The 18689-nt window shown below is 72.3% G+C and carries 20 protein-coding genes; 10 read left to right on the forward strand and 10 right to left on the reverse strand.

Annotated features, from left to right (window positions below):
* The first annotated feature begins 374 nt into the window (after positions 1 to 374).
* Positions 375 to 554 (forward strand): hypothetical protein, encoded by a 180-nt coding sequence (locus OG455_RS29335; protein ID WP_266298812.1) that lies wholly within the window; start codon positions 375 to 377, stop codon positions 552 to 554.
* A 41-nt stretch (positions 555 to 595) separates the two neighbouring features.
* Positions 596 to 2398 (forward strand): DUF2075 domain-containing protein, encoded by a 1803-nt coding sequence (locus OG455_RS29340; RefSeq protein ID WP_266298814.1) that lies wholly within the window; start codon positions 596 to 598, stop codon positions 2396 to 2398.
* Between the two features lie 11 nt (positions 2399 to 2409).
* Here the strand turns inward: OG455_RS29340 and OG455_RS29345 are convergent, their stop codons facing one another.
* Positions 2410 to 2925 carry a hypothetical protein gene (locus OG455_RS29345; protein WP_266298816.1) on the reverse strand — a complete coding sequence of 172 codons (516 nt, stop codon included), beginning with the start codon at positions 2923 to 2925 and terminating at the stop codon, positions 2410 to 2412.
* Positions 2926 to 2951: 26 nt separating this feature from the next.
* Positions 2952 to 3734, reverse strand: a complete 783-nt coding sequence (locus OG455_RS29350) for a carboxylesterase (protein WP_266298818.1) — start codon at positions 3732 to 3734, stop codon at positions 2952 to 2954.
* Between the two features lie 174 nt (positions 3735 to 3908).
* Between OG455_RS29350 and OG455_RS29355 the strand changes: the two genes are divergently transcribed.
* From OG455_RS29355 to OG455_RS29365, 3 genes are all read left to right on the forward strand, one after another.
* Positions 3909 to 4745, forward strand: a complete 837-nt coding sequence (locus OG455_RS29355) for a 1-acyl-sn-glycerol-3-phosphate acyltransferase (RefSeq protein ID WP_266300994.1) — start codon at positions 3909 to 3911, stop codon at positions 4743 to 4745.
* Positions 4746 to 4853: 108 nt separating this feature from the next.
* The gene (gene macS / locus OG455_RS29360; RefSeq protein ID WP_368082114.1) at positions 4854 to 6011 is read left to right on the forward strand and encodes a MacS family sensor histidine kinase; all 1158 of its coding nucleotides are present in this window, start codon (positions 4854 to 4856) and stop codon (positions 6009 to 6011) included.
* Entirely contained in the window at positions 6011 to 6679 is a 669-nt protein-coding gene (locus tag OG455_RS29365; RefSeq protein ID WP_266298820.1) for a response regulator transcription factor, read from the forward strand. Before macS ends, OG455_RS29365 begins: the two co-directional genes overlap by 1 nt.
* 155 nt (positions 6680 to 6834) lie before the next feature.
* On the opposite strand, the gene OG455_RS29370 is transcribed toward OG455_RS29365, so the two are convergent.
* Entirely contained in the window at positions 6835 to 7203 is a 369-nt protein-coding gene (locus OG455_RS29370) for a hypothetical protein (RefSeq protein ID WP_266298822.1), read from the reverse strand.
* Positions 7196 to 7615 carry an ATP-binding protein gene (locus OG455_RS29375; RefSeq protein ID WP_266298824.1) on the reverse strand — a complete coding sequence of 140 codons (420 nt, stop codon included), beginning with the start codon at positions 7613 to 7615 and terminating at the stop codon, positions 7196 to 7198. Before OG455_RS29375 ends, OG455_RS29370 begins: the two co-directional genes overlap by 8 nt.
* A gap of 162 nt (positions 7616 to 7777) precedes the next feature.
* Here OG455_RS29375 and OG455_RS29380 point away from each other — a divergent pair, with 162 nt between their 5' ends.
* Positions 7778 to 8599 carry a helix-turn-helix transcriptional regulator gene (locus OG455_RS29380; protein WP_266298826.1) on the forward strand — a complete coding sequence of 274 codons (822 nt, stop codon included), beginning with the start codon at positions 7778 to 7780 and terminating at the stop codon, positions 8597 to 8599.
* A gap of 23 nt (positions 8600 to 8622) precedes the next feature.
* The gene (locus OG455_RS29385) at positions 8623 to 8829 is read left to right on the forward strand and encodes a DUF397 domain-containing protein (RefSeq protein WP_266300996.1); all 207 of its coding nucleotides are present in this window, start codon (positions 8623 to 8625) and stop codon (positions 8827 to 8829) included.
* A gap of 50 nt (positions 8830 to 8879) precedes the next feature.
* Here the strand turns inward: OG455_RS29385 and OG455_RS29390 are convergent, their stop codons facing one another.
* Positions 8880 to 10853 (reverse strand): anthranilate synthase family protein, encoded by a 1974-nt coding sequence (locus OG455_RS29390; RefSeq protein ID WP_266298828.1) that lies wholly within the window; start codon positions 10851 to 10853, stop codon positions 8880 to 8882.
* A 295-nt stretch (positions 10854 to 11148) separates the two neighbouring features.
* Here OG455_RS29390 and OG455_RS29395 point away from each other — a divergent pair, with 295 nt between their 5' ends.
* Together OG455_RS29395 and OG455_RS29400 are read left to right on the forward strand one after the other, a co-directional pair.
* Entirely contained in the window at positions 11149 to 12483 is a 1335-nt protein-coding gene (locus tag OG455_RS29395; RefSeq protein WP_266298830.1) for a class II 3-deoxy-7-phosphoheptulonate synthase, read from the forward strand.
* 158 nt (positions 12484 to 12641) lie between these two features.
* Positions 12642 to 12920: a bacterioferritin-associated ferredoxin gene (locus OG455_RS29400; protein ID WP_266298832.1), complete on the forward strand. Its 279-nt coding sequence runs from the start codon at positions 12642 to 12644 to the stop codon at positions 12918 to 12920.
* Between the two features lie 50 nt (positions 12921 to 12970).
* On the opposite strand, the gene bfr is transcribed toward OG455_RS29400, so the two are convergent.
* Positions 12971 to 13450 (reverse strand): bacterioferritin, encoded by a 480-nt coding sequence (bfr, locus tag OG455_RS29405; RefSeq protein WP_266298834.1) that lies wholly within the window; start codon positions 13448 to 13450, stop codon positions 12971 to 12973.
* A 198-nt stretch (positions 13451 to 13648) separates the two neighbouring features.
* Here bfr and OG455_RS29410 point away from each other — a divergent pair, with 198 nt between their 5' ends.
* Positions 13649 to 14278, forward strand: a complete 630-nt coding sequence (locus OG455_RS29410; RefSeq protein WP_266298836.1) for a molybdopterin-dependent oxidoreductase — start codon at positions 13649 to 13651, stop codon at positions 14276 to 14278.
* 92 nt (positions 14279 to 14370) lie between these two features.
* On the opposite strand, the gene pknB is transcribed toward OG455_RS29410, so the two are convergent.
* From pknB to thiO, 4 genes are all read right to left on the reverse strand, one after another.
* Positions 14371 to 16344: a Stk1 family PASTA domain-containing Ser/Thr kinase gene (pknB, locus tag OG455_RS29415; RefSeq protein WP_266298838.1), complete on the reverse strand. Its 1974-nt coding sequence runs from the start codon at positions 16342 to 16344 to the stop codon at positions 14371 to 14373.
* A gap of 103 nt (positions 16345 to 16447) precedes the next feature.
* Entirely contained in the window at positions 16448 to 17245 is a 798-nt protein-coding gene (locus OG455_RS29420) for a thiazole synthase (RefSeq protein ID WP_266298840.1), read from the reverse strand.
* Positions 17246 to 17252: 7 nt separating this feature from the next.
* Positions 17253 to 17510: a sulfur carrier protein ThiS gene (thiS, locus tag OG455_RS29425; protein ID WP_266298842.1), complete on the reverse strand. Its 258-nt coding sequence runs from the start codon at positions 17508 to 17510 to the stop codon at positions 17253 to 17255.
* Positions 17507 to 18688 (reverse strand): glycine oxidase ThiO, encoded by a 1182-nt coding sequence (thiO, locus tag OG455_RS29430; RefSeq protein WP_266298844.1) that lies wholly within the window; start codon positions 18686 to 18688, stop codon positions 17507 to 17509. The genes thiS and thiO overlap by 4 nt, the downstream gene beginning before the upstream one ends.
* Position 18689: the final 1 nt, after the last annotated feature.

The raw sequence follows: 18689 nt of genomic DNA on the forward strand, positions 1-18689 counted from the left end.
GTCGGCCTGACCGTCACCAGCCTGTACGGACGGCCTCGGCGGCTGGTATGTTCGTTCGCTCTACGGCCCTCCGGGCTTCCACTTCGGTGGACATGCCCACACCCGTATCGGAGTTCACGCATGTCTTCTTCGCGCCTGCCCCAGTGCGCCGGCCCCGGTGATTCCGGGGCCTTCTCGTTTTCCGGTACCGGTAGCCCGCCGGCACGTCGCTCGGACCCGCAGCCGCGGTCCGGCACGGCCGCGTCGCCCGCATTCCCGAGTCTCTGACCACGGAAATCCACCTGCCGGATCTTCGTGCTCGGGGGGAGCACTCGGTCGCGGAAGCCCGACCGGGCTCAGCCTCACGCACGGGGCCAGTCTCACGAGGACGCGCTGTGCTCAATTTCCTGTCCACCGCCGAAATCGCGACCACCGCGGGTGTCATCGCCCGGAACGTCGGCGTCACGATTCGATTCATCGTCCACGAGCGATCCTACGAGCGGATCGTGCTCCAGGCGCTCGCCAAATCCGAGCCGGCCCAACTGCCCGCTATTCTGAAAGCGTTGCGGAAGTGACGGCCGTCCGGCGCTGAGCGCCTTGCATCCCGGGAGAACCAGTGTCCTACCGTAATTCCGCGGCCGGAGCGGTGGCCGACACCGAATTCGGTGTCGTGGAGCGGGAGGTGGCGGCCTCGGTGGGCGGGCCGGCGGAACGCCGGCCCGCGCGTACGAAGCCGGCCTCCGAGCGGGCACCTGTGTCACAGCTGCTCGAACTGCTCGTCGACGCCGGGCTCGGGCAGGTCGAGGTGTTCGCCGAATACCGGATGCCCGGTACGGCGAGGCGGCTCGACCTGCTGGTCGCCGGAATCCACCCGGAGACGGGAGCGCCGTCCTACCTCGTCTTCGAGGTCGAGCGAGGGGGTGGGCCGGGGGCCACCGCGCAGCTCCGGAGCTACTGCGACTACCTGGTGTCGACCAACAGCGGCTTGCGGGATCACCCCGAGCGGGTCGCCGGGCTGGTCTACCAGGCGGGGGCCCGCCCCGGCGGCGCGCCGGAGGCCTCGGCGGATGACCGCATCAGGGTGTTCACGCCGCAGCGGCATCCGGAACTGGTGGCATTCCTCCGGAGCCGACTGGCGCCGGTCTCCGGTGCCTTCGCCGCCGACCAGCTCGTGGCGGCGGAGCTGTCCGAGCCGAGGCCGCTGATCGCGGCGGCCCGCGCCGAGGTCCGCGAGAACGAGCAGTTCGTGCTGCTCGCCGAGCAGCGGATCGCCCACGACGCGGTGTTGGCGGCAGTGGCACGTACCCGGTCGGAGGGGGGCAAGCGCGCGGTAGTGATCACTGGCGGGGCGGGGACCGGGAAGAGCGTCGTGGCTCTGTCGCTGCTGGGGGAGCTCTCCCGGGCGGGCACGGTGGCCCTGCACGCCACCGGGTCGAAGGTGCTCACGACGGCCTTGCGGAAGTCGATCGGCGGAGCGCGAGGAGCGGGGCTGTTCCGGTATTTCAACAGCTTCGCCGGTGCCGAGCGGAATTCGGTCGACGTGTTGATCTGCGACGAGGCGCACCGGCTGCGCGAGACGTCCGCCAATCGCTACACCCGAGCGGCGGACCGCACCGGGAGGAGCCAGATCGGCGAGATCATGGAGGCTGCCAGGGTCAGCGTCTTCCTGCTCGACGAGCGGCAGAGCGTCAGGCCGGGCGAGATCGGCACCCTGCGGGAATTGCTGGGCGAAGCCGCCCGGCTCGGAATTCCTTGCACGATTGTCGAATTGGGTGAGGTCTTCCGGGGGAACGGCAGCGAGGAGTATCCGGATTGGGTTTCCGGGCTGCTCGACCCCACCCCGGGCGAACGGCGCGCCTGGGTGCCCGACGGCAGGTACCGGCTCGGTGCGGTGGAGTCACCGCAGGAGATGGAGGAATTCCTGGCGGCGGAAATGGCGGCCGGCCGTTCGGCCCGACTGACAGCGGGGTTCTGCTGGCCCTGGCACACCGGCGTCCGGCCCGGGCAGCCGCTGCCCGCCGACGTGGTGATCGGGGACTGGGCGCGGCCGTGGAACGTGGCGGGTGACCGGGCGGTCGGTGACGCGCCCCCGGCCGCCGCCTGGGCGACCGATCCCAGGGGCTTCGGCCAGATCGGCTCCGTCTACACCACCCAGGGCATGGAGTACGACTGGAACGGTGTGATCTTCGGGCCAGACCTCGTCTGGCGGGCCGATCGGTGGCAGGTGGACCGGACCGCGTCCAAGGACCCGGTGTTCACCAGGAGAGGGCGCGATGTCGACGTCGACGCGATGATCCGCAACACCTATCGAGTGCTGCTGACCCGTGGGATGCTCGGCACCTTGCTCTACTCGACCGACGCGGAGACCCGGGCCAAGTTCCGTGAACTCTGCCCGCCGATCCAGGAGTTGCGGCCCTGAGCGGCTGCGCCTCACACCACCGCGCCGCCGTGCGGGTCGTGGGGCTCGTCGGGGTCGCGGTCCTTCATGCGGGCGACCAGGGTGGTGAAGCCGCCGAGGAAGGCGGTGAGGCCGACCCAGGCGGGCCAGCCGGAGACCTCGCCCCAGACCAGGGCGTCGAAGAGGAGCAGGGCGGGGCCGCCGAGGACGGCGATCCAGGCGAACTTGGCGGTGGTGTCGCCGGTGGGCAGGGGCGGCGGCTCGGGCGGGATGTAGTGGCCCTCGTCGGGGTCCTCGGCGGCGTCCCAGTCGCGGGGGCCGGGAGCGGCCGGGGTGACGGAGGGGGCGATGGTGGTCCTGGCGCGCAGGTTCTCGATCTCGGGCCAGTCCGGGCGGTTGAGGTCCACCGGGTCGTCGAACTGCGCCACCAGCGCCGCGAAGATCGCGTCCTGCTCGGCCTGGCTCCCGGGGCGGGGGGCGGGGCGCTGCTCGCTCTCCTGGGGGCGCTCCTCGTCGTCGCCCGCCGTGTTGTTCTCGTGCTCGTGCACTGCCGGCCCTTCGGTCCTGGTGGCCCTCAGCCCCGCTGGTCGGTGGCCTCGGTGCCCTGCGTGACCCCGGTCAGCCGGCGGACGAACCCGAGGGACTCCTCGAAGATCAGTTCGGCGTCGTGGTCCAGGGTCGCGACGTGGTAGCTGCGCTCGCAGAGCCGCTCCGTCACATCGACCGAGGATATCCGGGCGCGGACCAGAGCGGAGTTCGCCGGCGAGACCACGTGGTCCTGCGGGCTGCGCAGCAGCAGCACGGGCTGGCCGACCTGCGGCAGGGCCTGCTGGACGGTGCGCCAGAGCTTGGCCAGGGACCAGGCGGCGTGCAGCGGGATGCGGTCGTAGCCGAGCTCGGTGGCCCCGGGCAGCGCGATGTCCCCGCTGATGCCCGGCAGGCTGGGCAGCAGGTGGCGGAGGACCGGGAGCAGCGCGGTGGCCGGGTTGTCCGAGCGCACCGAGGGGTTGACCAGTACCACGCCGGCCACCAGGTCCGGGTGGTCGGCGGCCAGCCGCAGGGTGAGCGCGCCGCCCATCGAGAGGCCGAAGACGAAGACCCGCTCGCACTCCTCGGCGAGCAGCAGCAGTTCGCGGCTGACCTCGGCGTACCAGTCCTCCCAACGGGTCACCTGCAGGTCCTGCCAGCGGGTGCCGTGGCCGGGCAGCAGCGGCAGCGAGACGGTCAGGCCGGCGGCGGCGAGGTGCTCGGCCCACGGGCGCAGGCCCTGCGGGGAGCCGGTGAAGCCATGGCAGAGCAGCACGCCGATCGGGCCACCGCGATGGTGGAAGGGTTCGGCACCGGGCAGCGGCGGCATCCAGGGGACTCCTTCGCGGAAGGGGAGGGCCGCGGCCATCGTTGCACGGGGTCGGCGGGGCGTACAGACCTCCCGGTAGGCGCGGCGCCGCGGCACCGGTGCGTCGAGGGGGTCGCCGGGGCATTAGGATCGACCGGTCTGCAATACAGGAGGTCCGGGTTGTTCTACCGACTGATGAAGATGATCGTCGCGCCGATGCTGCGGATCTTCTTCCGGCCGTGGATGGAAGGTGCGGAGAACATCCCGGACGAGGGTCCCGCGATCATCGCGAGCAACCACCTGTCGTTCTCGGACTCCTTCTTCCTACCTGCCCTGATGAAGCGTCGGGTGACCTTCATCGCCAAGGCGGAGTACTTCAACACTCCGGGCCTGAAGGGAAAGCTGACCGCCGCCTTCTTCAAGGGCGTCGGCCAGCTCCCGGTGGACCGCTCGGGGGTGCGCGGGGCCGGCGAGGCGGCGATCCGCAGCGCGATCGCGGTGATCGACCAGGGCGAGCTGTTCGGCGTCTACCCCGAGGGCACCCGCTCGCCCGACGGCAAGCTCTACCGCGGCAAGGTCGGCGGCCTGGCCCGGGTCGCGCTGCAGACCGGCGCGCCGGTGATCCCGGTGGCGATGATCGACACCGAGAAGGTGCAGCCGCCCGGCCAGGTGGTGCCCAACTTCGGCATCCGCCCCGGCATCCGGATCGGCCGCCCGCTGGACTTCTCCCGCTACCAGGGCATGGAGAACGACCGCTTCATCCTGCGCTCGGTCACCGACGAGGTGATGTACGAGATCATGCGGCTCTCCGGCCAGGAGTACGTGGACATCTACGCGACCGCCGCCAAGCGGCAGATCGCCGACGACAAGAAGCGGGCGGACGCCGAGCGCCGGGCCGAGCAGCGCGCGGAGCGAGCCGCGGAGAAGGCCGCCGAGAAGGAGAAGCAGGCCGCCGAGAAGGCAGCCGCCGAGGCGGCCGAGGGCGAGCAGGCGGCCGGGAAGCCGGCCGACAAGGAGCCGGGCGACTCCTAGGGTCGGACGGCTCATAGGGTTCCGACAGCTTTGGGGTCGGACAGGCTCTTGGGCCGGCCGGCCGGCGGTGCGGGGCGGTGCGGCGCGGTGCGGAACCGGGGGAGAGCGATGGCGGTGCCGGGCGGTGGCCCGAGCGCGGTGGCGGCGGCCGGCGGGATGTCGGTGGAGCTGCCGCTCTGGCGGGCGATCAGCTGGTTCAGGCTGGTCGCCCTGGCCTACGCGCTGATCCGGTTCGACCTGGCCTACCTGCACGTCCGCCACCCGGTGGCCGGCTGGATCTACCTGGGCGCCCTGGTGCTCTGGACGCTGGCCACCTCGCGCGCCTTCGGCAACCCGGCCCGCTGCGGCTGGCCGATGCTGGGCGTCGACCTGGCCATGGCGATCACCGGTGTGCTGCTCAGTGGATATGTCGACACCCCGCAGCGGATCGCGGCCGCCGCCGTGACACTGCCGACGATCTGGGCGGCCGGCACGGTGCTCGGGTTCGCGGGCAAGGGGGGCTGGCGGCTCGCGGCGGCGTCGGGGGTGCTGATCGGGGCCGCCAACATCGCCGGGCACGGCGGCCTGACCCTGGACAACGTCCACAACTGCGTGGTGCTGCTGCTGGTCGGCTGCGCCATCGGCTACGTGATGGAGCTGGCCCGGGCGAGCGAGGCCACGCTGAGCGAGGCGCTGCGGGTGGACGCGGCGACCCGCGAGCGGGAGCGGCTCTCCCGGGACATCCACGACGGCGTGTTGCAGGTGCTGGCGCTGGTGCAGCGTCAGGCCGGTGCGGTGGACGAGCGGCTGGGACGGCTGGCGGGCGAACAGGAGCGGGCGCTGCGCACGCTCATGACGAGCGCTCCGCTCCCGGCGCAGGCCCGCCGGGACCGGCGCGACCTGCGTGAGCTGCTCGCCCGGTACGCCGACGAGCGGATCACCGTCGCGGCCCCGGGCACCCCGGTGCTGCTGCCGGGTGACGCGGCCGAACAACTCGCGGCCGCCGTCGGCGCGGCCGTGGACAACGTCCGGCGGCACGCCGGTCCGCAGGCGCGGGCCTGGATCCTGCTGGAGGACGAGCCGGCGGCGGTGACCGTCTCGATCCGCGACGACGGCCCGGGCCTCCCAGCGGGGCGGCTCGCCGAGGCCCGTCAGGACGGGCGGCTCGGGGTGGCCCAGTCGATCGAGGGTCGGCTGCGCGATCTGGGCGGCACGGCGGAGTTCAGCTCGACGCCGGGTGAAGGCGTCGAGGTCGAGTTGACGGTGCCGAGGGCGGGGGAGGGCTGATGGCGGGCGAGCGGCTGCGGGTGATGGTGGTGGACGACCACCCGATGTGGCGGGAGGCGGTCGCCCGGGACCTGACCGACGCGGGCTTCGAGGTGGTCGCCACCGCCGGGGACGGCGCGGAGGCGGTGCGCCGGGCGGCCGCGACCGGGCCGCAGGTGCTGCTGCTCGACCTGCACCTGCCGGTGCTGCCCGGGGCCGAGGTCTGCCGCCAGGTGCTGGCCCGCGACCCGGGCCTGCGGGTGCTGGTGCTCTCCGCGAGCGGGGAGCACGCGGACGTCCTGGAGGCGGTGAAGGCCGGCGCGCTGGGGTACCTGGTGAAGTCGGCCGGACGCGAGGAACTGCTCGACGCGGTGCGGCGCACGGCCGCCGGCGACGCGGTCTTCACCCCGGGGCTGGCCGGCCTCGTGCTCGGCGAGTTCCGCCGGCTGGCCGCCGACCCGACCCCTGCCCCGGGCCCGCCGGTGCCGCAGTTGACGGCGCGGGAGACCGAGGTGCTGCGGATGGTGGCCAAGGGCCTGTCGTACCGTCAGATCGCGGACCGGCTGGTGCTCTCGCACCGCACGGTGCAGAACCACGTGCAGAACACGCTCGGCAAGCTGCAACTGCACAACCGGGTCGAGCTGGTGCGGTACGCGATAGAGCGCGGTTTGGACGACGAGCTGAGCTGATGGGGGTGGGTGGTAGAAGTCGACCCGGTCGACCTCTGCCGAATGGGGGAGGATGAGCACCCCATCGCCGGAGCGAGCGGCCCGGGACTCCGTGAGGTGAGTCCACGGCGGCGATGGGGTGCGCTGAGGGAGTAGCCGTCGGGCGATGGCGCGGGCTACTCGGCTTCAGGGGACGGAGACTGACGAATCGTCCGGACCATGCCGTCGGGGAGATCGCCGGGCCCGGCCAGCGGTCCGGCTTCCAGACGCCCGGCCCCGCCGTGCAGCAGGAACCGCCACTCGACCGTCTCGCCCTCGCCGAGCCGCTTGACCTCCCAGGCGAGCGCTTCGGCATCGCCGAGCCAAGCGTGCAAGTCCCTGCGGCACTTGGGGCTGACGAGCGGTACGACCGCGCGCAGGATCCGCCGTGTCCACCGCGCGGCCTGCTCCGGCGTGTCGTGCTGGGCTTCGACGGTCGAAGGCCCGCCGACCGTGGCCAGGGTCGACCGGTAGCGGGTGTAGTAGCCCGTGGTCGCGTCAGGCACGTGCGACCTCGCACCAGATGATCTTGCCGCCGGTCGGCACGGAACAGTGCCCCCACGCGTCACTGAGCAGCTCGACGAGCAGCAGGCCCCGGCCGCCTTCTGCCGTGTCGTCCTGTGGCTGGCGGCGCGGTGGCACCGTCGTCAGGCGGTCCCAGACGGTGATCTGGACGTGGTCCGCGTGCAGGTGGAGCCCCAGGATCGGGCACTGCCGGTGTGCGAGGCCCTGGTCGCAGTCGGCGAACTTGATTGCGTTGCTGGCGAGTTCGGAGACCAGCAGCTCCAGCCGGTCGGTCGCGTCCTCACCCAGGCCCCATCCGGCGAGCGTGTCGCGAGTGTGGTGGCGGGCGAGTGGCACCTCGGTGAGGCGGCAGGAGAGGTTGAGGTAGACGGTCTCGGGCGCGGGCAGCGTCATCACAGTGGGTAACTCCCTGATCACGGGAAGCCTTGCGCTGCATGAGCGTGGGGCATGACAGTCCGTCAGCGCAATGTCTGGCGAAATAGCAATTGCTTGTTCGATTGAAACGCGGCTCCCGTGGGGTGGAGAATGATCGCTGTGACACCATCAAGTCCCGTTGTGCGACGCAGGCGTCTCGGCCTGGAACTTCGAGCGGTCCGCGAGGCCAAGGGCCTCAAGGGCGATGAGACGGCCCGCCGCCTCAAGTGGGCCGCCTCCAAGTTGTCCCGCATTGAGCGCGGACACATCGCGCCGACGCTCGCCGATGTGGTGAAGCTGCTCGACCTGTACGGCGTTGGCGACCAGTCACGCCGGGACGAGCTCACCGTCCTGACCAAGGAAGCCCGGAAGAAGGGCTGGTGGCAGCTCTACTCGGACATCCCGTACTCGACGTACATCGGCCTTGAGGCCGAGGCGTCGGAGATGTTGACCTACCAGCACGTCGTTCCAGGCCTGTTCCAGACGGAGAAGTACGCCGAGGTCATCAACAAGTCGACGGTGCCCGGGATGACTGAAGAGGCGCTGGAGCAGCGCGTCGAGGTCAGGATCGCCCGGCAGGCGATCCTGACCCGTCCGTCTCCCATGGAGGTGCGGGCCGTGCTGGACGAGTCCGCGCTGCGCCGGATGGTGGGCGGGCCGGTGGTCATGCGGGAGCAGCTGGAGCAACTGCTGAAGCTGACCGAGTTGCCCAGCGTCCTGATGCAGGTCATCCCGTTCTCAGCCGGTGGCCACCCTGGGACACTGGTGGGGCCGTTCGTCATCCTGCGCTACCAGGATCCGGCCGACCCCGCCGTGTTGTACGTGGAGGGCAACGCTGATCCCTACCTCGATCGTGAGGGCGAGGTAGAGCGCTTCACGAAGACGTTCGACGTCCTGAGAGCGAGCGCGCTCAGCGTCGATCACACGCGGGCGCTGATCAGAAAACTGGTGACGGAGCTTTGAGTACCACCAAGCAAGAGCAGGGCATGGGCAGCGTCGACCTGACCCGTGCCGTGTGGCGGAAGGCCAAGAAGAGCCAGGGCAACGGCGAGTGCGTCGAGGTCGCCGTCCTCGACGGCGTCGTGGCCATGCGGGACAGCAAGCAGCACGGGCGCGGCCCGGTGCTCGTCTTCACTCCGGCGGAGTGGGACGCGTTCCTGGACGGTGCCAAGGGCGGCGAGTTCGACCGCTGAGTGCGCACTGACGTGGAGCCCCCGGTAACTGGCCGGGGGCTCCACGCCGTTCAGCGGGCGGCCGGGACGGCGGCGGCGCGCAGCAGTTCGGCGACGATGTCCACGCCGTCCCTGGTCAGCACCGACTCGGGGTGGAACTGCAGGCTCGCGAAGCCGGTGCCGCGCAGGCCGTGGACGTCGCCGGTGAGCGGGTCGCGGGCCACCTCCACGCCCTCGGTGGCCAGTCGGGCGGCGTCGGCGTCCGAGCAGTAGGCGGTGAAGGTGTTGTAGAAGCCGACCGTCCGTGCGGCGCCGAACAGGTCGACCGTCTCCTGCGCGCCCTGGTAGACCTCGGCCTTGCGGCGCAGCCCCAACCCCAGCTCAGCGCTGAGCAGTTGGTGGCTCAGGCAGACCGCGAGCAGCGGTGCGGTCCGGGTGCCCGCCTGTGCCGCCGCCAGCGCCTCGGCGACGATCGGGCGCAGCACCGCCATCTTCGGGTCGGCCGCGTCCGCCGGGTCCCCCGGACCCGGGCCCAGCACCAGCGGACCCGGGTGCGCGGCGACCAGCTCGCGCAGCCCCGGGGTGTCGTAGCGCCGCACCGTGACCTGGTGGCCGAGCGCTCGCAGCAGGTGGGCCAGCATCGCGGTGAAGGTGTCCTCGCCGTCCACCACCAGGGTCTCCAGCGGCTGGCTGACGGCCACCGGCTGCTGCATCCGCAGCCAGAACGGGGCCAGGTCGGCCCGGCGCCCGTCCAGCGCGGCCTGCACCCGGTGGTCGTCGGCCAGCCGGGGCGCGCCGCCGCGCTCGCCGGCGCCGGGCGCGGCCGGGCGGGCGCCGATCGCGGCCAGCACCCCGGCCGCCTTGGCGTGCGTCTCGGCCACCTCGCCGGCCGGGTCGGAGTGCCGCACCAGGGTCGCGCCGACCCGGACCACCAGGTGGCCGGTGGCCGGGTCGATGTCGGCGGTGCGGATGCAGATCGGCGAGTCCAGCTGCTGGCCGCCGCTGGCCGAGCGGCCGATCAGCGCGAGCGCGCCCGAGTAGTAGCCACGGCCGCTGCGCTCGTAGCGGCGGATCACCCGGGTCGCGTTCTGCACCGGGCTGCCGGTCACGGTGGCGGCGAACATGGTCTCCTTGAGCACCTCGCGGACGTCCAGCGAGGTGCGGCCGCGCAGCTCGTACTCGGTGTGCGCGAGGTGTGCCATCTCCTTGAGGCGCGGGCCGAGCACCTGGCCGCCCAGGTCACCGACCGTGCACATCATCTTCAGTTCCTCGTCGACCACCATGGTGAGCTCCTCCAGCTCCTTGGGGTCGTGCAGGAAGTCGAGCAGCGAGTCCAGGGTGGGACCGGTGGCCGGATAGCGGTAGGTGCCGGAGATCGGGTTCATCACGACCGTGCCGCCGCTCTGCCGCACGTGCACCTCCGGCGAGGCGCCCACCAGGCAGCGACCCGGCTCGCCTCCGGCAAGACGCTCGCCGGTGTGCACCACGAACGTCCAGTACGCCCCGCGCTCCTGCGCCAGCAGCCGGTGGAAGAGGCTGAGCGCGAGCGCGGGGGAGAAGTCCGCCAGGGTGCCGTGGAAGTCGCGCCGGATCACGAAGTTGGCGCCCTCGCCGCGCCCGATCTCCTCCGCGATCACCTGCCGGACGATCTCGGCGTACCGCTCGTCGTCGATGTCGAAGCGGCCTCCGCTCAGGGTGACCGGCAGCCGCGGCAGCGCGGCCAGCACCTGCGCCAGCGGCAGCGTGTGCTGCTCGGCCACCCGCAGCGCTTGCAGCGGGGTGCCGTCGTCGTGCGCCTCGAAGCCGCGCTCGCGGATCTGCCGGTAGGGGATCAGGGCGAGCAGGTCGTGGCGCGGGCGCCCGTCGGCGGGGGCGCCGGTGGGCAGCGGCAGCTCGGCGAGCGTGTCGTAGTGGCCCACCTCGCCGATCAGCACCTCCACGGTGTCCGGGGTCAGCCGCGGGGTGCGGCGGTGCAGGACGGCGAACGCGGGGGCGTCGGGGGCGGTCAGGCGGGCGAGCAGGGCTGCGGCGCTGGTACCGGGCATGTTCGGCGTCTTTCCGGGAGGGGGCGGGTTCGGGTCCGCTCTGCCGGGAAGGCCGTCTGCTGCGTACGACGACGGCCGCCCCGGTGGGGCGGCCGTCGAGTCGTCAGGGACGCGCGAGCGGGGGGCCGACCCGAGGGTTGGCCCACCACCAGGAAAAGGTGCGCGGCGCGTGCATGGAAGCGACAGTAGCCGATCGCCCACCGGAGTGAACGCGCGCCGCGGAAATGTCCGTCCGGTGTCTCACCCATCGGAAGGCGGGCACAAATCGGTTGTCACACCCCGTAGCCTTGGCACCGTGACCGTGACAAATCACCACTCCTGGCAATCCCTGCCCGCGGCGCAGCAGCCTGACTGGCCGGACCGTGAGGCGCTGCGCACCGCTCTGGCGGACCTCGCCTCCTATCCGCCGCTGGTCTTCGCCGGCGAGTGCGACCAGCTGCGCGCCCGGCTCGCTGCCGTCGCGCGTGGTGAGGCGTTCCTGCTGCAGGGCGGCGACTGCGCCGAGGCCTTCGACGGTGTCTCCGCCGAGCAGATCCGCAACAAGCTGAAGACCCTGCTGCAGATGGCGGCCGTGCTGACGTACGCCGCCTCGGTGCCGGTGGTCAAGGTCGGCCGGATCGCCGGGCAGTACTCCAAGCCCCGCTCCAAGCCCACCGAGACCCGCGACGGCGTCACCCTGCCGGTCTACCGCGGCGACTCGGTGAACGGCTTCGAGTTCACCCCCGAGTCCCGCCGGCCCGACCCCGAGCGGCTCAAGCGGATGTACAACGCCTCCGCCGCCACGCTCAACCTGGTGCGCGCCTTCACCACCGGTGGCTACGCCGACCTGCGCCAGGTGCACGCCTGGAACCAGGACTTCGTGCGCAACTCGCCGGCCGGCCAGCGCTACGAGCGGCTGGCCAAGGAGATCGACAACGCGCTGAGCTTCATGCAGGCCTGCGGGGTCGCGCCGGAGGAGTTCAAGACCGTCGAGTTCTTCTCCTCGCACGAGGCGCTGGTGCTCGACTACGAGACCGCGCTGACCCGGGTGGACTCGCGCACCGGCGACCTCTACGACGTCTCGGGCCACATGGTCTGGATCGGCGAGCGGACCCGGCAGCTGGACGGCGCGCACATCGAGTTCGCGTCCCGGATCCGCAACCCGATCGGCGTCAAGCTCGGCCCCACCACCACGGTGGACGAGGCGCTGACCCTGATCGAGCGGCTCGACCCCGAGCGCGAGCCGGGCCGGCTCACCTTCATCACCCGGATGGGGGCGGGCAAGGTCCGCGACCACCTGCCCGCGCTGGTGGAGAAGGTCACCGCCTCGGGCGCGCAGCCGGTCTGGATCTGCGACCCGATGCACGGCAACACCTTCGAGGCCGAGACCGGGCACAAGACCCGCCGGTTCGACGACGTGCTGGACGAGGTCAAGGGCTTCTTCGAGGTGCACCGCGCGCTGGGCACCCACCCGGGCGGCATCCACGTGGAGCTGACCGGCGACGACGTCACCGAGTGTGTCGGCGGCGGCGACGAGGTGCTGGTCGACGACCTGCACCAGCGCTACGAGACGGCCTGCGACCCGCGGCTCAACCGCAGCCAGTCGCTGGACCTGGCGTTCCTGGTCGCGGAGATGTACCGCGGGCACTGAGAGCGACCGGCCGGTGGCGGGCGCGTCGACCGACCGGCCCCGGCGAGTGTGACGAAGGCCCTGCCCCCGCGACGGGGGCAGGGCCTTCTTCGTGCGCGGAAGGACAGGTAAGGTAAGGCTTAGCTCAAAGGCACCGGAGACCCCTGGGAGAGGCCACGATGTACGTGTGCATGTGCCATGCGGTCACCGAGGACCAGGTCAGGCAGGCGATCGACAGCGGTGCCAACTCCCCGCGCCAGATAGCCCAGGGCTGCAAGGCCGGAACCGACTGCGGCTCCTGCGTGCGGCGGATCCAGGCGCTGCTGGGCGAGCACGGCGGCCGCCCGTGCCCTACGGCCCGGCTGGCCGCCAAGCTGGGGCTGGCCGATCCGGGCGTCGAGGAACTGCCGGCCAACCGGCCGATCGAGCCGCTGACCCTGCTGCGCCGGAGCGCCTGAACCGCGGGCCGTGTGCCTGAACCGCGGGCCGTGCGCCTGAAGCGCCGGACCTAGCTCTCCGGCTGCTCGATCAGCTGGGCGATGTAGAGCGCCTCGCCGAGCTTCTCCACCAGTTCGAGCTGGGTGTCGAGGTAGTCGATGTGGTGCTCCTCGTCGGCCAGGATCGCCTCGAAGATGTTCGCCGAGGTGACGTCGTTCTTGGCCCGCATCACCACGATGCCCCGGCGCAGCCGGTCGATGGCCTCGACCTCCACCTGCCGGTCGGCCTCGAACATCTCCTTGACCGTCTGGCCGATCCGGACGTGGAAGAGGCGCTGGTAGTTGGGCAGCCCGTCCAGGAAGAGGATCCGGTCGGTGAGGATCTCGGCGTGCTTCATCTCGTCGAAGGACTCGTGCCGGGTGTATTTGGCGAGCTTCGTCCAGCCGAAGTTCTCCTGCATCTTGGCGTGCAGGAAGTACTGGTTGATCGCCGTCAGCTCGGCGGTGAGTTGCTCGTTGAGGAACTCGATGACCTCGGGATCGCCCTTCATGGCGTGCCTTCCTGCCTCGCTCGGGAACCAATTGGACGCATCCTGGCACCACTACGGGTGGTATATCCAGTAAGTTCACACTCACTCGCAAATGTGTCGGATTAGCCGCTTTCAAGCCGATTGATCCGCTCGGCGGGGCGCGCGATCACGGTGAGGGGCGCTCAGCTGGCTCCGTGCGCCGTCTGTCACCATGGAGTCATGGGTCAGTCCGAACAAGAACCACCGCCGCAGGCTGACCCGAGGCTCCCACCGGGTCAGCGCCCGCAGCGCGGCTGGCCGGTCCTGCACTACGGCCCCGTCCCCCGCTTCAAGCCGCTGACCTGGGACTTCCAGGTCTTCGGGGCGACCGCCTCGGCCGAGAAGCACAGCTGGGACCACGAGGGCTTCCACCGGTTGCCGCGGCTCACCGTGCGCGCCGACCTGCACTGCGTGACCCGGTTCTCGATGCTCGACAGCGAGTGGAGCGGAGTGGCCGCCAGCACGGTGCTCGACCTGGTACCGCCGGCCTCCGGGGTCACCCATGTGATGGTCTGGGCCGAGTACGGCTACAGCGCCAACCTGCCCCTGGACCGCTTCGCCGACCCGCGCGCCGTCTTCGCCACCCACCACGACGGCGAGCCGCTGACCGCCGAGCACGGCTTCCCGGTCCGGCTGGTCGTCCCCGGCGTCTACGCCTGGAAGGGCCCCAAGTGGGTGCGCGCGGTGGAGTACATGCGGGCCGACCGGCGCGGCTTCTGGGAGGAGCGCGGTTACCACAACCGCGCCGACCCGTGGGCCGAGCAGCGCTACTCCTACCAGGAGGAGCCGGGCGACGGCCCGCTGCGCTGAGCGCCCGCCCGGCGGGGTGGACCGCTGCCGCGGAAACCGCCGCCCCAGAGCCGCCGCCCTGGAAACCGCCGCCCCAGAAGCCGCCGCCCGGCTCAGAAGTTGATGGTGACCGTCGACCCCTTCGGCAGCATGGTGCCCGCCTGCGGGCTCTGCCCGGAGACGTCGCTCAGCCCGAAGAAGTTGATCCCGCTGCTCTTCACCTTGAACCCGGCCCCGGTCAGCGCCTTGGTGGCGTCCGACTCGCTCATCCCGGTCACCGAGGGCACGGCCACCGGCTGCGGCCCCTTGGAGAGGGTGAGGGTCACCGTGCTGCCGGGTGAGGCGGTGCCGGTGACGTCCTGCGCGGCGACCGAGCCGGCCGGCACGGTGTCCGAGTAGCTCTGGTCGCCGGCCAGCGCCACCTTGAACCCGGCGCCGGTCAGCGCGCTCTGCGCGGCGGCCACCGGCTGCCCGGTGGTGTTCGGCACGCTCACCGGCTCCGGTCCCTGGCTGACCACCAGCGCGACCGGCGTGTTCACCGCCAGCTGCTGCCCGGCGGCCGGGTCGGTGGAGATCACCGAGCCCTGCGGCACGGTCGGGCTGTAGTCCTGGGTGGTGCCGCCGGGGGTCAGCCGGGCGGCGGTGAGCTGCTGCTGGGCCTGGTCGAGCGGCTTGCCGGTGACGTCGGGCACCGCGATCCGCTCCGGCCCCTTGGAGACGGTGATCTTGATCGCGTCGCTCTTGCGGGCCCGCTGCCCCACGCCGGGGTCGCTGCTGATCACCTGGCCGGCGGGCACCGTCTCGCTGAACACCTGGACGAAGCTGCCGCGCAGCCCGGCGCCGTCCAGGGTGCCGACGGCCTGCGCCTGGTTCTGGCCGAGCACGCTGGGCACCGTGGCGTAGACGGCGCCGGAGAGCAGGTAGCTGACCCCGGCGACCACCAGCGCCAGCACCGTGAGGACCACGCCCCAGACCAGCCCGCGCCGGGAGCGCGGCGACCGTCCGCGGCGCGGCGGGGTGGGCTCGTGGTAGGGGCGCGGCCGGGTGATCAGCGACTCCGGCGGCGCGGTGAAGACGCTGGTGCGCTCCACCGCCGGGGCGGGCGGCGCCGACAGGTCCAGCACCGAGGTCGCGTCGGCCGACGAGAAGCGCGGGGCCTGCCGGGTGGAGGCGGGCGGCTCGGCGTCCAGCTGGGCGGGCGTGAGGGCGCGCCGGGCCCGCTGCACCGCGGCCAGCAGCTCGACCGCGTCCCACGGCCGGGCCCCGGGGTCGCGGGCGGTGGCGGCGGCGACGATCGCGTCCAGCTCCGGGGCCAGTCCCGGCACGGCGAGCGAGGGCGCCGGCACGTCCTCGTGCAGGTGGCGGTAGATCACCTGCAGCGGGTTGTCGCCGACGTAGGGCTTGCTGCCGGTCAGCAGCTCGTAGAGCATGATGCCGGCCGCGTAGACGTCCACCCGCTGGTCGGTGGCGCTGGAGGGTTGGATCTGCTCGGGGGCCAGGTACGAGACCGTGCCCATGATCACACCGGGCGTGGTGGTGTCGGTGATCTGGGCGTCCGCGCCGGAGAGCAGCCGGACCAGGCCGAAGTCGGCGACCTTGACCAGGCCGCCGTCGGTGATCAGCACGTTCTCCGGCTTGACGTCCCGGTGCACCAGGTTGGCCCGGTGCGCGGCGCCCAGCGCGGCCAGCACCGGCTCCAGCACGTCGAGCGCGGCCCGCACCGAGAGCGCGCCGCGGTCGCTCAGCAGGTCGCGCAGGGTCCGCCCGGGCACGTACTCCATGGCCAGGAAGACCGAGCCGCCGTCCGCGCCCTGGTCGAAGACGTTGACCACGTTGGGGTGGGAGAGCCGGGCGACGGCCTTGGCCTCCCGGATGAAGCGGTCGGTGAACCCGGCGTCCCCGGCCAGCGCGGGGTGCATCACCTTGAGCGCGAGCACCCGGTCGAGCCGGGTGTCGGTGCCCCGGTAGACCGTGGCCATGCCCCCCACCGCGATGCGCTCCTCGACCCGGTAGCGGCCGTCGAGCAGCGTCCCGAGATGGGGGTCCCCCCAAGCGGAAGGCGGAGGATCGTTCAAGGTCGTGTCCACCAGAGGAGTGTAGGGGCGGACAGAACACGGTTGGATGACCTGGCCGTCATAATTCAATACGACGGTTGGTCATCAGTGCGGGCGAACGGTGCCGGACGGGCCGTCAGAAGGCGGGCCGCTCCCGGTGGTCCAGGTCGGCGCGCCCGGCCATCGTCGAGGAGGCCTCGGCGTGGAAGCGGCGCGGGATCCGCCCGGCCCGGTGGGCCAGCCGCCCGGCCTCAGCGGCCCGGCGCATCGCGTCCGCCATCAGCACCGGGTCCTGCGCGCGGGTCACGGCCGAGGCCAGCATCACCGCCGAGCAGCCCAGTTCCATCGCGAGCGCCACGTCCGAGGCGGTGCCCGCGCCGGCGTCCAGGATCACCGGGACGCCCGCGCCCGCCACGATCAGCTGGAAGTTGTGCGGGTTGCGGATGCCCAGGCCCGAGCCGATCGGCGAGCCCAGCGGCATGATCGCCGCGCAGCCGACGTCCTCCAGCTTGCGGGCCAGCACCGGGTCGTCGTTGGTGTAGGGGAGCACGGTGAAGCCCTCGTCCACCAGCGTCTCGGCGGCGTCCAGGAGTTCGATCGGATCCGGCAGCAGGGTCCGCTCGTCGGCGATCACCTCCAGCTTCACCCAGTCGGTGCCGAGCGCCTCGCGGGCCAGCCGGGCGGTCAGCACCGCCTCGCCCGCGGTGAAGCAGCCGGCCGTGTTGGGCAGGATCCGGATGCCGTTGCGGACCAGCACGTCCAGCACCGAGCCCTGGGTGTCGGCCTTGACCCGGCGCATCGCCACCGTGGTCAGCTCGGTGCCCGAGACGCGCAGCGCCTGCTCCAGGACCTCCAGGCTGGGCGCCCCGCCGGTGCCCATGATCAGGCGGGAGGTGAAAGTGGTGTCGGCGATCGTCAGCAGGTCGTCGGCCATCGCGGCGTCAGCCTCCCTGCACGGCGGTGAGGATCTCCACCCGGTCGCCGGCCGCCAGCAGGGTGCCGGCCCACGAACCGCGCGGCACCACGGCCTCGTTGACCGCGGCCGCCACCCCGGAGGGGGCCTTGGACAGCTCGGCGACCAGCTCGGCGAGGGTGGCCCCGCCGCTGACCTCGCGCGGCTCGCCGTTGACGGTCAGGGGGACGGTCACGGGGACGGCTGGGGGGCCGGTCACGGGGACGGCCGGGGGGATCAGGCTCATACCAGGCTCCTGAGGGCGAAGCGGTCGGGGGAGAACGGGGCGGCCCGCTCGGGCAGCGTGCCGTCGGCCAGGTACTCGGCGAGCAGGTCGCCGGTGACCGGGGTGAGCAGCACGCCGTTGCGGTAGTGGCCGGTGGCGGCGACCAGTCCGGGCAGCGCGGTGGGCCCCAGCAGCGGGGCGTTGTCGGGCGAGCCGGGGCGCAGGCCCGCGCCGGTCTCCACCAGCGGCAGCTCGGTGATCCCGGGGACCAGCTCGTGGGCGTCGCGCAGCAGCTCGTAGACGCCGCCCGCGGTGACGGTGGTGTCGTGGCCCTGCTCCTCGGTGGTCGCCCCGACCACCAGCTCGCCGTCCGCCCGCGGCACCAGGTAGAGGTGGCCGCCGCGCACCACCGCGCGCACGTTGCGGGAGAGGAAGGGGCGGTAGGCGGCCGGGATCCGCAGCCGCAGGATCTGGCCCTTGACCGGGCGGATCGCGGGCAGCACCCCGGGCGGCAGGCCCGGTAGCAGGTGGCTGCGCGCGCCCGCGGCCAGCACGGTCCGAGCGGCGAGCAGCCGCTCGCCGGTGCCCAGCCGCACGCCCGTCGCCCGGTCGTCCTCGACCAGCAGCTCGACGGCCTCGGCCCGGTGCAGCAGCACACCGCTCAGCTCGCAGGCCCGCACCAGCGCCGCCGCCAGCCGCCGCCCGTCCACCTGGTGGTCGCCGGTGACCAGCAGGCCGCCGCGCACCCCCGGGGCCAGCATCGGCTCCAGCCGGCGGGCCTCGCGGCCGCTCAGCCAGTCGGAGGCGAGGCCGAGCCGCTGGTGGAAGGCGTGCAGCTCGCTCAGCTCGGCCTTGTCGTCGGCGTCCAGCGCGACCGCCAGCGTGCCGGTGACGCGGTAGCCGGTGTCCAGGCCGGTCAGCTCGGTCAGCTCGGCGGTGAAGGCGGCGTACCGCTCGTTGGACGCCATGCCCAGGCGCAGCAGCGGTTCCTCGCCGTACTGCAGCTCGGTGACCGGGGCCAGCATGCCCGCCGCGACCCGCGCGGCACCGCCGCCGGGGGCCGGGTCGACCACGGCCACCCGCAGCCCGCGCTGCGCGGTGCGCCAGGCGACCGCCAGGCCGATGATGCCGCCGCCGATCACCAGCACGTCGGTCGGTGCGTCGTCCTCGGTGCGAGACAAGGCGTTGGCGCGAGACAAG

Origin of the sequence: Kitasatospora sp. NBC_01287 (assembly GCF_026340565.1) — a bacterium.
Classification (GTDB): Bacteria; Actinomycetota; Actinomycetes; order Streptomycetales; family Streptomycetaceae; genus Kitasatospora.

Bases quoted from the DNA above. Each gene is read 5' to 3' on its own strand.
- OG455_RS29350 (WP_266298818.1), bottom strand. From the start codon at position 3,734: ATGCCGCCGCTGCCCGGTGCCGAACCCTTCCACCATCGCGGTGGCCCG.
- OG455_RS29355 (WP_266300994.1), top strand. From the start codon at position 3,909: ATGAAGATGATCGTCGCGCCGATGCTGCGGATCTTCTTCCGGCCGTGG.
- macS (WP_368082114.1), top strand. From the start codon at position 4,854: ATGGCGGTGCCGGGCGGTGGCCCGAGCGCGGTGGCGGCGGCCGGCGGG.
- OG455_RS29365 (WP_266298820.1), top strand. From the start codon at position 6,011: ATGGCGGGCGAGCGGCTGCGGGTGATGGTGGTGGACGACCACCCGATG.
- OG455_RS29375 (WP_266298824.1), bottom strand. From the start codon at position 7,615: ATGACGCTGCCCGCGCCCGAGACCGTCTACCTCAACCTCTCCTGCCGC.
- OG455_RS29385 (WP_266300996.1), top strand. From the start codon at position 8,623: ATGGGCAGCGTCGACCTGACCCGTGCCGTGTGGCGGAAGGCCAAGAAG.
- OG455_RS29390 (WP_266298828.1), bottom strand. From the start codon at position 10,853: ATGCCCGGTACCAGCGCCGCAGCCCTGCTCGCCCGCCTGACCGCCCCC.
- OG455_RS29400 (WP_266298832.1), top strand. From the start codon at position 12,642: ATGTACGTGTGCATGTGCCATGCGGTCACCGAGGACCAGGTCAGGCAG.
- bfr (WP_266298834.1), bottom strand. From the start codon at position 13,450: ATGAAGGGCGATCCCGAGGTCATCGAGTTCCTCAACGAGCAACTCACC.
- OG455_RS29410 (WP_266298836.1), top strand. From the start codon at position 13,649: ATGGGTCAGTCCGAACAAGAACCACCGCCGCAGGCTGACCCGAGGCTC.
- OG455_RS29420 (WP_266298840.1), bottom strand. From the start codon at position 17,245: ATGGCCGACGACCTGCTGACGATCGCCGACACCACTTTCACCTCCCGC.
- thiS (WP_266298842.1), bottom strand. From the start codon at position 17,510: ATGAGCCTGATCCCCCCGGCCGTCCCCGTGACCGGCCCCCCAGCCGTC.